The following is a 12,476-nucleotide window of genomic DNA, read 5'->3' on the forward strand; positions in this document are numbered from 1 at the left end:
CGCGAACCGCAGAAGCATGACGAAGGGCCCCGTGGTACCGATCTGTCGGGCGGTTACCGCGGGGCCCTTCGGCCAGCACGGACGTCAGGGCAGCGTCCGTGCTGAGGGAGCGGCACCGGGGGGTGTGCCGCTTGACCGTCCGGGCCCGGGCAGCGCGCTGACCAGGCCTCAACGGCTGTGTGGTGAGGGGGAGTTCGTCCGTGCATGGTGGTGGATGTGCCGCGCGTGGCGCAAGCGGTTGAACCGACTCGGTCACCGCATCCGTACCGGCTGGCCGGAATTTTTACCGTCGACTGAAAATCTTCGGAACCTCCGTGCAGACGTCCGCCGGCCGATGCTCCCGCGACGACTCCCGAGAGGGCCGTGGAGGCGACGGTCCGCGGAGCGGCCGGTCCTGGGCGTCCCCGGGACCGGCCACTGTCTCCCCGCCGGTGCGGGGAGAGGGTCGTGACCGGGCTGCTGTCCCCTGCTGACCGGTCACTCGCGCCGAGCGAGGTCCCACGACACTTCCGCCTCCGCCTCACGGGGGAGAAACGGGCGTCTCATCGCTGCGATGGCGCCGCCCCATGCAGCCGGGCGCCCGGCTGACATCGGGGACATACGGACCAACGAAGCCCTCGCGGGCCGGTCACGCACCGTACGGGTGACCGGCGCGGTGCCGCCTTGCCACGGCAGGCCGTCGTGGCTGCCATCCCGAGGTGTCGTGACGTCCCGCCGGACCGCTCCGTCACAGCCGGCCGCGGCACAGCGCCAGCAGTGTCATCGCGAGCTGAGTGCCGGGGCGGCCGAGCTCGCCGCGGTAGCGGTCGAGGATCTCCATCTCGCGGGCGAGGTGCACTCGCCGGCCGCCGGAGTCGATCCGCGCCTGCTGGATGCCGGCCGAGACCGATCGCCGCTCCTGCACGAGAGCGATGATCCGTGCGTCCAGGTCGTCGATACGGGCGCGCGCTCCGCCCACCTCGTCGTCGGCCGGTGCCCGGGTGGGCGTGCCGTCGGTGCATGACTGACGGGTGGCGTCGGTACGCGACTGACGGGTGGCTTCGCTCGTCGCCGTGCTGGTTCCGGTGGTCATGGTGTCTCCGTCCTCGGGGGCTCTCTTGTCTTGGGAGCCCCGGGCCCTCAAGGCCCACGGGAGCGGAAACGACCGGCGCCCCGGGCCTTGATCGGCCCGGGGCGCCCGGTAAGTCGCTTGTCAGTGCTCAAGCAGACGGACCATGGCAGCCGGACGGGCCGGTGCCATAGGTAAACCAGAAGCTGGTCGTGTGGGTCTGCTCGAACATGCCGGTCAGTATGCCCTGCGGGCCTCCACAGGCCAAGCCGGAGCTCTCGTGGGGACCGCTAGAATCGGTCGTACGACGTGACTGCGACGTGAGTACGCGGCTGCCCACGTGAATCCTCGGATCCGCGGCCCAGTGCTCCCGCACCGCACACCCGCTCCACCGCCGTAAGGCCGAAAGGCAGCAGCTCCGTGGCTTCAGCGCCCGTCCCCCCGGAAACCGACTCTGCGGAAGCCGGTTCGCCGGAGACCGTCCTCGTGGTCGACTTCGGCGCCCAGTACGCGCAGCTCATCGCGCGGCGCGTGCGCGAGGCCCGCATCTACAGCGAGGTCGTCCCCTCCACCATGCCCGTGGCGGAGATCCTCGCGAGGAACCCCAAGGCCGTGATCCTCTCCGGCGGTCCGTCGTCGGTCTACGCCGAGGACGCACCCTCGCTCGACGCCTCGCTCTTCGAGGCCGGGATTCCCGTGCTCGGCCTGTGCTACGGCTTCCAGCTGATGGCGCAGAGCCTCGGCGGCACCGTCGACAACACGGGCAGCCGTGAGTACGGACGCACCGATCTGAGCGTCGCCAGGCCCGCGTCGACGCTTTTCGAGGGCACCCCGGCCCGTCAGCAGGTGTGGATGTCGCACGGCGACGCGTGTTCGGCGGCGCCCGAGGGATTCACCGTCACGGCGTCGACGGACGTGGTGCCGGTCGCCGCGTTCGAGAACGACGAGCGCAGGCTGTACGGCGTCCAGTACCACCCCGAGGTCATGCACTCCACGCACGGGCAGCAGGTGCTGGAGCACTTCCTCTACCGCGGCGCGGGGCTCTCCCCGACGTGGACGACCGAGAGCATCGTCGACGAACAGGTCGCGGCGATCCGTGAGCAGGTCGGCACCAAGCGCGCCATCTGCGGGCTGTCCGGAGGTGTGGACTCCGCGGTCGCCGCCGCGCTCGTGCAGAAGGCGATCGGCGCCCAGCTGACCTGCGTGTACGTCGACCACGGCCTGATGCGCAAGGGCGAGACCGAGCAGGTCGAGAAGGACTTCGTCGCGGCAACTGGCGTGCAGCTGAAGGTCGTCGACGCCGCCGATCGCTTCCTGTCCGCGCTCGCCGGTGCCTCGGACCCCGAGCAGAAGCGGAAGATCATCGGGCGGGAGTTCATCCGGGTCTTCGAGCAGGCGCAGGCGGAGCTAGTCGAGGAGGCCGGCGCGGCCGGAGAGGACGTGGCCTTCCTCGTTCAGGGCACCCTCTACCCCGACGTCGTCGAGTCCGGCGGAGGGACGGGTGCCGCCAACATCAAGTCCCACCACAACGTGGGCGGACTCCCGGACGACCTCGAGTTCGAGCTGGTGGAGCCGTTGCGCCAGCTCTTCAAGGACGAGGTCCGGATGGTCGGCCAGGAGCTGGGCCTGCCCGAGGAGATCGTGCAGCGCCAGCCCTTCCCTGGCCCGGGCCTCGGCATCCGCATCATCGGTGAGGTCACCCGGGAACGTCTCGACCTGCTGCGCGAGGCCGACGCCATCGCGCGCGAGGAGCTGACGGCGGCGGGCCTGGACAGGGACATCTGGCAGTGCCCCGTGGTGCTGCTGGCAGATGTCCGCTCGGTGGGCGTGCAGGGCGACGGACGCACCTACGGACACCCCGTCGTGCTGCGCCCCGTCTCCTCCGAGGACGCGATGACGGCCGACTGGTCCCGGCTGCCCTACGACGTGCTGGCCCGCATCTCCACACGGATCACGAACGAGGTCTCCGCGATCAACCGCGTCACCCTGGACGTGACCAGCAAGCCGCCGGGCACCATCGAGTGGGAGTGAGGCGTCGGGGCGTCAAGGCGCTGCCCTCGTCTCATCCCTCCGTGTGACACCGAGAGACCAGTTGAAGCTGTCGGTGCTGTTCGCCGTCGACATCGGTCTCCAGGAGCTCGAGCACACGCGGGTCGCCCCGTGCCCGGCGGTAGGTTGCGGGGGTGACTGATCTCGGGGATCGGCGGCCCAGCCACGAGCGGCGCAGGCGAATCGTGTGGACGGCGGTTGCCGGGGTCGTCGCGCTCGGGATCGCCGGCTCGCTCGCCGAACCGCACATCACCGACTGGTGGGTCGCGCGAAGCGCGTGCGGCGGGGTGCTCCCGGAAGGCGCCCTCGACGTGGTGGACGGCGACCCGTCGCACGACGAGCACCTCTACGGCTACGAGGAGTCCGCGCACCGGGAGCTCGGCCGGTACCGCTGCGAGGTGAAGGACGGCGGGGACGGCCGGGGTTACCGGTTCACCACCGAGGCGTTCACCCGGCGCGACGACATCGACGCACGGCTCGCGGGGGACTTCAACGAGCGGGAGTCGGCACGGCTCGCACTGCCCGGGGGACTGCCGGGCTACGAATCCCGCAGCGGCGACCTGGTCGTGGCACGGCGCTGCCCGGACCTCGGTGCCGACGGTGCGGGGAATCCCCGGAAGCTGCACGTCAGATCTCACGTCCCCGGCTATCAGGGCGACCAGGACTCCGGTGACGTGAGCGGAGTGGGTGAGGTGTACGAGGCCGCGCTTCGTTCGGCGGTCGCCTCCTCCAACGAGGCGTCACGCAGGCTGAGTTGCGGAGCGAAGCCCATGGACGTCCCCGGAAGCGTGTCCCGCCCGGAGCCGGTGCCGCTCAAGAAGACCGAGGGGACTCCGTGCCGGGCCCTGGCCCGTGCGTCGCTGCCGAAAGGTGGCGAGTGGGCCGTCGACGTGCGCACATCGGACCGTGCACCCGTCGGAAGCTGCTCGCTGACGCGCCCCGGAACGACGGGCAAGGAGGGCGCGAAGGAGAACGGGCGGGAGGTGCTCGACCTCGCCGCGTTCTACGGCGACTGGTCCAAGCGCATGTGGATGGACACGGGCAGGTCGAGACCCTGGCTGGCGGGCAACTCGGGCTGGGCGACGGCACGTTGCGACGGGGAGGACGCGGCCTTCCGCATCCGGCTGCTCGACGGCGAGGAGAAGCCCGCACTGGACGCGGAGCAGATGCGGTCGCTGCTGTCGGACTTCGCGGAGGAGCAGGCCGAGCGGCGTGACTGCACGTCACTGCGCATGCCCGGCCGGGCCGGCGGCTAGGGCGTGTCCGCAATGTCCCGCCTGACTCTCCGGACACCCCCCAGGGCTGACCCGGCCCTGGTCCGGGCGATGCCGGGGCGCCTCAGCTGCCCGTCACGCCGTCCACGCGCTCGCGGATCAGGTCCGCGTGCCCGTTGTGGCGCGCGTACTCCTCGATCATGTGGAGGAAGATCCAGCGCAGCGAGATGCTGTCGTCGCCGACCATCTGGGCGTCGTGCTCCGACAGCTTCCCGGAGTCGTCCAGCGAGCAGGCGGCGGCCAGTTCGCGGCTCTGCGCCACTTCCGCCTGCCACACGGCCAGCGCCTCATCGAGCCCCCGTCCAGGAGAGAGCGCGAAGCTGCCGCCCTCCTCGTACAGTTTCGGCACGTCCCGACAGGACAACACCCTCTGGAACCAATTGCGTTCGACCTCCGCCATGTGCTGGACCAGACCCAGCAGCGTCATCGCCGACGGTTCGACCGAGGCCAGACGCACCTGACTGTCGTCCAGCCCGGCGCACTTGAGGGCGAGAGTCGCGCGATGGAAGTCCAGCCAACTCTCCAGCATCGTGCGTTCATCGGCATGCGGGGGCGGGATCGGACGCCCGTCCGGTGTCGTGGGCATGCGTCAGCTTTGCACGCGTCATCGACCGGAGGGGCGCCTGCCGGGAGACCTCTACGGGCCGGGCTTCCCATTCGGCGGAGAATCGTCGTCCGCGGCGGAATCCGCGTCCTTCTCCGCGTCCGACGGCTCGATGCCGGTGTCCGGCCCCGCGACCGTGTCCGCCTCGGGCGGCGAGATCGCGCCCGGGGCCGGTCCCTCCGGGAAGGCGGCCTCCGGCGGGAGCAGATCCTCCGGGAGAAGGGCTTCCTCCGGGGGAGGCGACGACTGTGACGCGGCCGCCGCCTTCGCGAGGGACTTCTTCCGCTTCTTCCCGCCGTTCTTGTTCCCGCCGTTCCCCGCCGGGACCTCGCGGGGTCCCTCGAGGAACCGCAGCAGCTCGACGGGGAAGGGCAGCACCAGCGTCGAGTTCTTCTCCGTGGCGACCGACGCGACGGTCTGCAGCAGCCGGAGTTGCAGCGCCGCCGGAGACTCCGACATCTGCTCGGCGGCCTGCGCGAGCTTCTTCGACGCCTCCAGCTCCGCGTCGGCGTTGATGACACGGGCCCGGCGGTCGCGCTGGGCCTCCGCCTGCCGCGCCATCGACCGCTTCATCGTCTCGGGCAGGGACACGTCCTTGATCTCGACGCGGTCCACCGTCACACCCCACTCCACGGCAGGGCTGTCGATCATCAGCTCCAGGCCCTGGTTCATCTTCTCCCGGTTGGAGAGCAGATCGTCCAGCTCGCTCTTTCCGATGATCGAGCGGAGCGACGTCTGTGCCATCTGGGAGACGGCGAAGCGGTAGTCCTCGACCCGGATGATCGCGTCCTCCGGGCGTACGACCTTGAAGTAGACCACCGCGTCGACCCGCACCGTGACGTTGTCCCGGGTGATGCCCTCCTGGGCGGGCACGGGCAGCGTGATGATCTGCATGCTGACCTTCTGCAACCGGTCGATGCCGGGCACGATCATGGTGAATCCGGGTTCCTTCAGCTCCGACCGCAGCTTGCCCAGCCGGAAGACCAGGGCCCGCTCGTACTGCCGGACCACACGTGCGGCTGCCAGCGCGTACACCGCGCACGCCGCCACTATCGCTACGACCAACTCGACGACCATCTCGGCCTCCTGCACTGCCGCTCAAGTCCGGCATTCAGGGAGGGATCCACCCACATTCCACGGTAGCTCCGTCCAGCACCGCGGTCGAGAGCCGTGCGAACAGGTCTTGCGGGCTCTGTGACGCGGGCGTTGCCCAGAGTGATACCGCGGTCGGAAGTGATGTGTGCGCAGCGCGGCCCCGCCGCCCGATGCGGCAAGGGCCGCCACTCCACCCGGCCCCGAGGCGGTGCGAGGCGATGAGTCCGGCCGGGCACCGCGGTCTGCCTTCACGGAGCAGGGCAGCACATCAACTCCACGAAAAAGCACCGCCTACGGAAGGAGCATCACCATGGCTGAGGCCTCCGGCCTCTCCGGCGTCGACGTCGTCCGCGCCTGCATGGAGAGCTACGTCGCACAGGACCGCGCGACCGCGGAGCGGCTCATCGCCGACGACTACGAGTTCACCAGCCCGCAGGACGACCACATCGACAGGGCGGCCTTCTTCGAGCGCTGCTTCCCGACGGCGGACCGGCTGGTCTCCCAGGAGATCCTTGCGGTCGTGCCGGCCACCGGGGACGACGTCTTCGCCATGTACGAGTACGAGCTGAAGACCGGGGAGCGTCATCGGAACGTCGAACTGAGCACTGTTCGCGACGGCCGGATCACCGAGACCCAGGTCTTCTTCGGCGGGCGCGTGCCGCGTTCGTGAGGAATCGGTGGCCGGGGCCCGGCGGGTCAGGCGTGTGAGGGTCCGTCTGGCGTGACGTCACGGTCCCCGATCGACCTGCCCGCCGTGGTCACCAGCAGGAGCCAGATGAAGCCCAGCGCGAAGCCGAGCATCGTCACCACACCGCGCGGGTTGAAGATGTGGCTGTCGTAGAAGGACCAGCAGCACACGAGCAGCACTGCCGCGGCAGGCAGTACGCGCGCCCCGTACCGGACGAACAGCGCGACGGACGCCGCGACGACGGCGACACCGAGGCACCAGACACCCACCTGTCCGAGCATGCCGCCGGTGTGGAACAGCGGGTTGACGACCCTGCGGGGATTCGAGCCGCCGTGCTCCTCGGCGATGCCCGCCGCGATGCCCGCGACGGCGTCCAGCCCCGTGTAGAACGTGGCGTAGCCGAAGGCCCCGATCCACGCGACGACCGTGGCGAGACCGGCGGCGTCGCGCCCCGGCCGCCCCCACAGCGGGACGAGGAGGCCCAGCGCCAGCAGCGGCCAGACCGGGATCAGCCAGATGTGCATCTCGGCCCAGTGCGCGGCGTTGTGCGGGCGCAGTCCGCCCGGATGCCCGAGCCCGAAGCCGGCCAGCACGAGCGGCGCGACGACGACGAGGGCGATGTTCCGGATCAAGTGGCTCTGGTCAGGGGCTGGCATGCCGTGATGGTAGGGGCGTGTGGGGCGGGCTGTAGCCCTCTCGGCGTGACCGTCACCGGAGTGAAAGAACTTCGGCCCGGGCGCGGGTACCGGTCCGTCGTCACCGCGGGAAGCCGCTCGGCCCCCTCCGCGACCGGCGCCTTTCGCCTGGTCGACGGTGACGGGACGTATCCCCGGCCTGCCGGACACCCCTAGACTCCCGAAACGTCACCCCCTCCCGCGGCTCCCACGAACCGAAGGACGAGGACATGCGCAACAAGCTCCTGGGCAACTCCGGACTGCGGGTCAGCGAGCTGTGTCTGGGCAGCATGACGTTCGGCCGCGAGACCGACGAGGAGACGAGTGCCGCCGCTCCTCGACACCTTCGTCGAGTCGGGCGGCAACTTCATCGACACGGCTGACGTCTACTCCACCGGCGGCTCGGAGGAGATCCTGGGGCGCTGGCTGCGCGGGCACCGCCGCGACGATCTCGTCGTCGCCACCAAGGTCAGGTTCCCCATGGGGGACGGGCCCAACGAGCGGGGGCTCGGCCGCAAGCACATCGTCGAGGGCGTCGAGGCCAGCCTCCGGCGCCTCCAGACCGACTACATCGACCTCTATCAGGTGCACGCCTGGGACCCTTCCACGCCGCTGGAGCAGACGCTCTCCACGCTGGACTCGCTCGTACGGGCGGGCAAGGTCCGTGCGATCGGGGCCAGCAACTTCACCGGCTGGCAGCTGCAGAAGGCGGTCGACATCAGCCGTGCACGCGGCTGGGAGCCCTTCACCTGCCTTCAGCCGCTGTACAACCTGCTGGACCGCGAGGCCGAGTGGGAGCTGCTGCCCGTCTGCCGGAACGAGGGCCTGGGCGTGATCCCGTGGAGCCCGCTGCGCGGCGGCTGGCTGAGCGGTTCGATCCGGCGCGGCATGGAGGAACCACCTCGCGGCAGCCGCGTCGAGAAGGCCGAGAAGCTGGGCTGGAGCGAGTCGTGGAGCGCCTATCAGGACGAGCGGACGTGGCGCGTGCTCGACGAACTCTTCGCCGTCGCCGAGGAGACCGGGCGGCCGCCCGCCCAGGTCGCCGTCAACTGGCTGCTGCGCAGGCCGGATGTGACCGCCCCGATCGTCGGTGCCCGCACGATGGAACAGCTCACCTCTCATCTGGCCGTCGTGGACTGGGAGTTGGAGCCGCAACAGGTTCAGAGGCTGACCGATGCGGCGGCCCAGCGGCTCCCGTACCCGTACAGCTTCCAGACCGGGCAGGACTGAGACGGCAGGGCCGGGCAGGGGCTCACGGGCCCAAGGGCGCGCTCGGCCTGCCTAGTTCGCCGCCGTGATCGTCTGATCCGGCCGAGTACATCCCGATCACCCCTGCCTCAGGGGATCTTGGGCCGGTCCCCGTCCTGCTCCGGGTCATCGTGCTGCGATTCGCCGGCGACGTGCGCGCTCGCGACGGCCTTCGGGTTCGCACCGCTCTGGCCGCCGCCTTCACCGGAAGCCGTGAAGTAGATGCCCAGGATCACGAGGCCCAGCGCAAGCACGCAGACGGCGATGAGGACGGCGAGATTGCGCTTGGACGTGGGGCGGCCGCCCGGGGGCCGGGGTGCGTATCCGACCCCGGGCGCGGGCGGCGGCTGCCGCAGCGGATTCGGACGGCCGAACGGCCTCTTGAGCCGGGGCTTCTCGCGCGGCTGCCGGCGCCGGTGCCGCGTGGGCGGGAGGTGCTGCTCCGGGGGTGGGTACCCCTGCGGAGGCGGTCCTTGCGGTGGGGGCGGCCCTTGCAGAGGCGGCGGTCCCAGCGGCGGGGGCGGCCCCTGCGGAGGGGGCAGCCCCTGCGGTGGCGGCGGCCGTCGGCCTCGGAAGCGCGGGCCTCCGAAACCGTCCTGCGGAGGCTGAGTCATCGGCATTCACCTCTGCGCGTGCCCGCAGCTGTCCGAAAGCCCTGCTCAACAGTGGCCGGACTCCCCTCGGGGAAGGCCTCAGTCAGTCACGAGCCCGTCGCTTCTCGTCTCGGCAAGGGAGCGGGCACATCGCCCATCATGCGTCATCGGGCACAAGTCCGTGCCGTCAATGCCGAAGCGAAGGTGCGGCCCCGACATGAGCAGGGGGCCGGCCGCCGCGCGCGACCGGCACCTGAAGGCGTGATCAGACCAGGCGGCGGGCCGCTGCCCAGCGGGTGAGCTCGTGGCGGTTGGAGAGCTGGAGCTTGCGGAGCACGGCCGACACGTGGGACTCGACGGTCTTCACCGAGATGAAGAGCTGCTTGGCGACCTCCTTGTACGCGTAGCCCCGCGCGATGAGGCGCAGCACCTCGCGTTCGCGCTGGGTCAGCCGGTCCATGTCCTCGTCGACGGGCGGGGCGTCGGTGGAGGCGAACGCGTCCAGGACGAAGCCCGCGAGGCGGGGGGAGAAGACGGCGTCGCCGTCGGAGACGCGGAAGATCGCGTCGACGAGGTCGGCCCCGGTGATGGTCTTGGTGACGTAGCCGCGGGCACCGCCGCGGATCACGCCGATGACGTCCTCGGCGGCGTCGGAGACGGACAACGCGAGGAAGCGCACGGGGGAGTCGACGCTGCCCATCAGGGACGCGCAGCGACGCAGGACTTCGACACCGCCGCCGCCCGGAAGGTGCACGTCCAGCAGGACGACCTCGGGCCGGGTGGCGGTGATGACGGAGACGGCCTGCTCGACGTCTCCCGCCTCGCCGACGACGTCGACGCCGGTGGTCTCGGTCCGGCCGATCTCCGCCTGGACGCCCGCGCGGAACATCCGGTGGTCGTCGACGAGGACCACCCTGACCTCGCGGCCGGGCGGTGTGCCGCCCGCGCCTCGCGTGCCTGCTGTCTCGTCGGTCACGACTCCGCCGCCCTCTCCATTTCGAGCTCCACCTCAGTCCCCTCCTCGGGTGACGACCGCAGCCGGGCCGTACCCCCGTGGCGCTGCATGCGGCCGATGATGGACTCGCGCACGCCCATCCGGTCCTCGGGCACCGTGTCCGGATCGAAGCCCGGGCCCCGGTCGCGCACGGACACGAACACCGACCGGCCCTCGACCTCCGCGAACACCTGGACCGCACCTCCCCCTTGGGCTCCGGCATGGGTGCCTCCGTCGCCACCGTACTTGGCGGCGTTGACCATCGCCTCGCGTGCGGCCTGGATCTGTGCCTCCAGGCCTTCGTCGAGGGGGCAGTCGCCGACGCAGACGACCTCCACCGGCACGCCGTGATGATCCTCGACGTCGGCCGCCGTCGCCTTGACGGCCTCGGCGAGGGTGGTGGGCCTGTCGTCCTCGTCCTTGCCGTTGCCCTGCGGCTTGTAGAGCCAGTTGCGCAGCTCGCGCTCCTGTGCGCGGGCGAGGCGGGCGACCTCGCGGGGGTCGTCGGCGTTGCGCTGGATCAGGGTGAGGGTGTGCAGCACGGAGTCGTGGACGTGGGCGGCGACTTCGGCACGCTCCTGTGCCCGGATGCGCATCAGCCGCTCCTCGGACAGGTCCTGCATCATCCGTACGAGATAAGGACCCGCGAGGAGCGCGACCCCGACGAGGACGGCCAACGACGCCTGGAGGACGGGCCCGAGCTGCCGTGCCGAACCCTGCACCAGCAGGATCCCGCTGACGCCCACCGCCACCAACGCGACACCGGCGGCGCTGCGGGCGATCCTCAACAGCGCCTGGGGGCGGGTGACCTGGGCCCAGAGCGCGTGACGCGTGTCGTCGGCCTGACGCCAGACGAGCACGACGCCGAGGGCGACCAGGAGCAGCGGCCACACATAGGTGTTGATACGGCCGAACTGCAGATTGTCCGCCACGACAGCGGCACCGAGCAGCAGCGCCAGCACGGCGAAGAGCTGACCCTTCTCCGGCCTGCGTACGCGGCGCCGCGGCTTGCCCTCGCGTCCTGCGGAGGGGGCGGCGGCCTTACGGCTGACGTCGACGCCTCCCGTACCGAGGGGCACCACGAACCAGAAGGCCGCGTACAGCAGCACGCCCAGCCCGTCGGTCACGGACAGCGCGATGAAGACGATGCGGACCCATGAGACGGGCAGCCCCAGGTGACCCGCGAGACCACGGGCGACGCCGCCGAGCATGCGGCCCTCGGCGCTGCGGTAGAGCTTGCGCAGCGGCGGCGATATGGAGTCGTCGACGGGCGGAGGCCCGCCGGGCGCGTGCGGAGCGCTCGCGGCGGACGAGGCGGGGGTCATGCACCGATCGTCACACGGTCGTGCCCGAGGGGGCATCAGGGTTGTTCCCTGATCCGTCCCTGTGCCCGGGCGTGGGTAAGGGACGCAAAGCGGGCGGCGGGGGCCGATATCAGGGACGCGTGGGGGGCGGGCCCCGATGTGCCCGGCACGCGGAGGGGCGAGCATGGGCGCATGACGGAGGAGGAGCACGCGTCGTCCGGGCAGCCCGCGCCGCACGGCACAGCGGGAGCGGCCGGGGCAGCGGGCGGGAGACCAGACGAGAGTTCAGGCCGTCGTTCAGGCGGGGGCCCGGGCTCGGGCGGGCATGACCTGGACGGAACAGCGGCGGAAGGCACGACGCCCGGGGCCGGCGAGGAACCGGTGGGCCCGTCCGCCCGCAGGCTCACCAGGAGCCGACGGCCCAAGGTCGTCGGCGGCGTGTGCGCCGGTCTCGGCCGCTACTTCGACCTCGACCCCGTCATCTTCCGCATCCCGCTCGTCGTGCTCTCCGTCGTCGGCGGTCTCGGCCTGGTCTTCTACGGGGTCGCCTGGCTGCTGATCCCCGCCGAGGGCGAGCCGCAGAACGAGGCGCGGTCGCTGCTGTCGGGACGGGTGGAGGGCTCGACGCTCTCCGCGATCCTCGTCGCCCTCGTCGGCTGCGGGCTCTTCCTCGCCTCCCTCGGCAGCCGCAACGCCCCCTTCTCCCTCCTCATCGCGGGAGCGGTCACCGGCGCGGCGTTCTGGTCGAAGCACCGGCGCGAGGCGGAGGCGGCCGAGGCCGTCGGAGTCCCCGTCGACCCCACCACAGCCCACGCCGTCGCCGACGCGCCGCCGGAAGCGCAGGCGCCGCCAGTGCCCGGTACGCCCTCGTGGTGGCGCGAGCCGCTGACGAAGGACGGCACGGG

Annotated in this window: 11 protein-coding genes and 1 pseudogene; 5 read left to right on the forward strand and 7 right to left on the reverse strand. The window is 71.1% G+C overall.

All coding sequences use genetic code 11. The features are described 5' to 3' along the window. Positions 1-727: 727 nt before the first annotated feature. The gene (locus H5J26_RS22120; RefSeq protein ID WP_181767682.1) at positions 728-1,072 is read right to left on the reverse strand and encodes a chorismate mutase; all 345 of its coding nucleotides are present in this window, start codon (positions 1,070-1,072) and stop codon (positions 728-730) included. Positions 1,073-1,468: 396 nt separating this feature from the next. On the opposite strand from H5J26_RS22120, the gene guaA reads away from it, so the two are divergent. Both guaA and H5J26_RS22130 read left to right on the forward strand, forming a co-directional pair. Next, positions 1,469-3,079: a glutamine-hydrolyzing GMP synthase gene (guaA, locus tag H5J26_RS22125; protein ID WP_181767683.1), complete on the forward strand. Its 1,611-nt coding sequence runs from the start codon at positions 1,469-1,471 to the stop codon at positions 3,077-3,079. A 152-nt stretch (positions 3,080-3,231) separates the two neighbouring features. Next, entirely contained in the window at positions 3,232-4,353 is a 1,122-nt protein-coding gene (locus H5J26_RS22130; RefSeq protein ID WP_181767684.1) for a hypothetical protein, read from the forward strand. 82 nt (positions 4,354-4,435) lie between these two features. On the opposite strand, the gene H5J26_RS22135 is transcribed toward H5J26_RS22130, so the two are convergent. Beyond that, positions 4,436-4,957: a DinB family protein gene (locus H5J26_RS22135; RefSeq protein ID WP_181767685.1), complete on the reverse strand. Its 522-nt coding sequence runs from the start codon at positions 4,955-4,957 to the stop codon at positions 4,436-4,438. Positions 4,958-5,008: 51 nt separating this feature from the next. After that, on the reverse strand, positions 5,009-6,052 hold the full coding sequence (locus H5J26_RS22140) for a slipin family protein (protein ID WP_181767686.1): 1,044 nt from the start codon (positions 6,050-6,052) through the stop codon (positions 5,009-5,011). Positions 6,053-6,380: 328 nt separating this feature from the next. On the opposite strand from H5J26_RS22140, the gene H5J26_RS22145 reads away from it, so the two are divergent. Further along, entirely contained in the window at positions 6,381-6,740 is a 360-nt protein-coding gene (locus H5J26_RS22145) for a nuclear transport factor 2 family protein (RefSeq protein WP_181767687.1), read from the forward strand. A gap of 26 nt (positions 6,741-6,766) precedes the next feature. On the opposite strand, the gene H5J26_RS22150 is transcribed toward H5J26_RS22145, so the two are convergent. Continuing rightward, on the reverse strand, positions 6,767-7,414 hold the full coding sequence (locus H5J26_RS22150) for a hypothetical protein (RefSeq protein ID WP_181767688.1): 648 nt from the start codon (positions 7,412-7,414) through the stop codon (positions 6,767-6,769). A 248-nt stretch (positions 7,415-7,662) separates the two neighbouring features. On the opposite strand from H5J26_RS22150, the pseudogene H5J26_RS22155 reads away from it, so the two are divergent. Continuing rightward, positions 7,663-8,662, forward strand: a pseudogene (locus H5J26_RS22155) (aldo/keto reductase). 107 nt (positions 8,663-8,769) lie between these two features. Here H5J26_RS22155 and H5J26_RS22160 read toward each other — a convergent pair. The 3 genes from H5J26_RS22160 to H5J26_RS22170 form a co-directional block, all read right to left on the reverse strand. Continuing rightward, positions 8,770-9,294 carry a hypothetical protein gene (locus H5J26_RS22160; protein ID WP_181767689.1) on the reverse strand — a complete coding sequence of 175 codons (525 nt, stop codon included), beginning with the start codon at positions 9,292-9,294 and terminating at the stop codon, positions 8,770-8,772. A 244-nt stretch (positions 9,295-9,538) separates the two neighbouring features. Then, positions 9,539-10,249, reverse strand: a complete 711-nt coding sequence (locus tag H5J26_RS22165) for a LuxR C-terminal-related transcriptional regulator (RefSeq protein ID WP_181767690.1) — start codon at positions 10,247-10,249, stop codon at positions 9,539-9,541. Continuing rightward, positions 10,246-11,592 (reverse strand): ATP-binding protein, encoded by a 1,347-nt coding sequence (locus H5J26_RS22170; protein ID WP_235980918.1) that lies wholly within the window; start codon positions 11,590-11,592, stop codon positions 10,246-10,248. Before H5J26_RS22170 ends, H5J26_RS22165 begins: the two co-directional genes overlap by 4 nt. Positions 11,593-11,763: 171 nt before the next feature. Between H5J26_RS22170 and H5J26_RS22175 the strand changes: the two genes are divergently transcribed. After that, on the forward strand, positions 11,764-12,476 hold a 713-nt coding region (locus tag H5J26_RS22175), incomplete at its 3' end, for a PspC domain-containing protein (RefSeq protein WP_181767692.1).

Source organism: Streptomyces albidus (ex Kaewkla and Franco 2022), assembly GCF_013870515.1.
GTDB classification, from domain to species: domain Bacteria; phylum Actinomycetota; class Actinomycetes; order Streptomycetales; family Streptomycetaceae; genus Streptomyces; species Streptomyces albidus.

Excerpts from the sequence above, each read along its gene's own strand:
- H5J26_RS22145 (WP_181767687.1), top strand. The coding sequence starts at position 6,381 with ATGGCTGAGGCCTCCGGCCTCTCCGGCGTCGACGTCGTCCGCGCCTGC.
- H5J26_RS22160 (WP_181767689.1), bottom strand. The coding sequence starts at position 9,294 with ATGACTCAGCCTCCGCAGGACGGTTTCGGAGGCCCGCGCTTCCGAGGC.
- H5J26_RS22140 (WP_181767686.1), bottom strand. The coding sequence starts at position 6,052 with ATGGTCGTCGAGTTGGTCGTAGCGATAGTGGCGGCGTGCGCGGTGTAC.
- H5J26_RS22135 (WP_181767685.1), bottom strand. The coding sequence starts at position 4,957 with ATGCCCACGACACCGGACGGGCGTCCGATCCCGCCCCCGCATGCCGAT.
- H5J26_RS22170 (WP_235980918.1), bottom strand. The coding sequence starts at position 11,592 with ATGACCCCCGCCTCGTCCGCCGCGAGCGCTCCGCACGCGCCCGGCGGG.
- H5J26_RS22120 (WP_181767682.1), bottom strand. The coding sequence starts at position 1,072 with ATGACCACCGGAACCAGCACGGCGACGAGCGAAGCCACCCGTCAGTCG.
- H5J26_RS22150 (WP_181767688.1), bottom strand. The coding sequence starts at position 7,414 with ATGCCAGCCCCTGACCAGAGCCACTTGATCCGGAACATCGCCCTCGTC.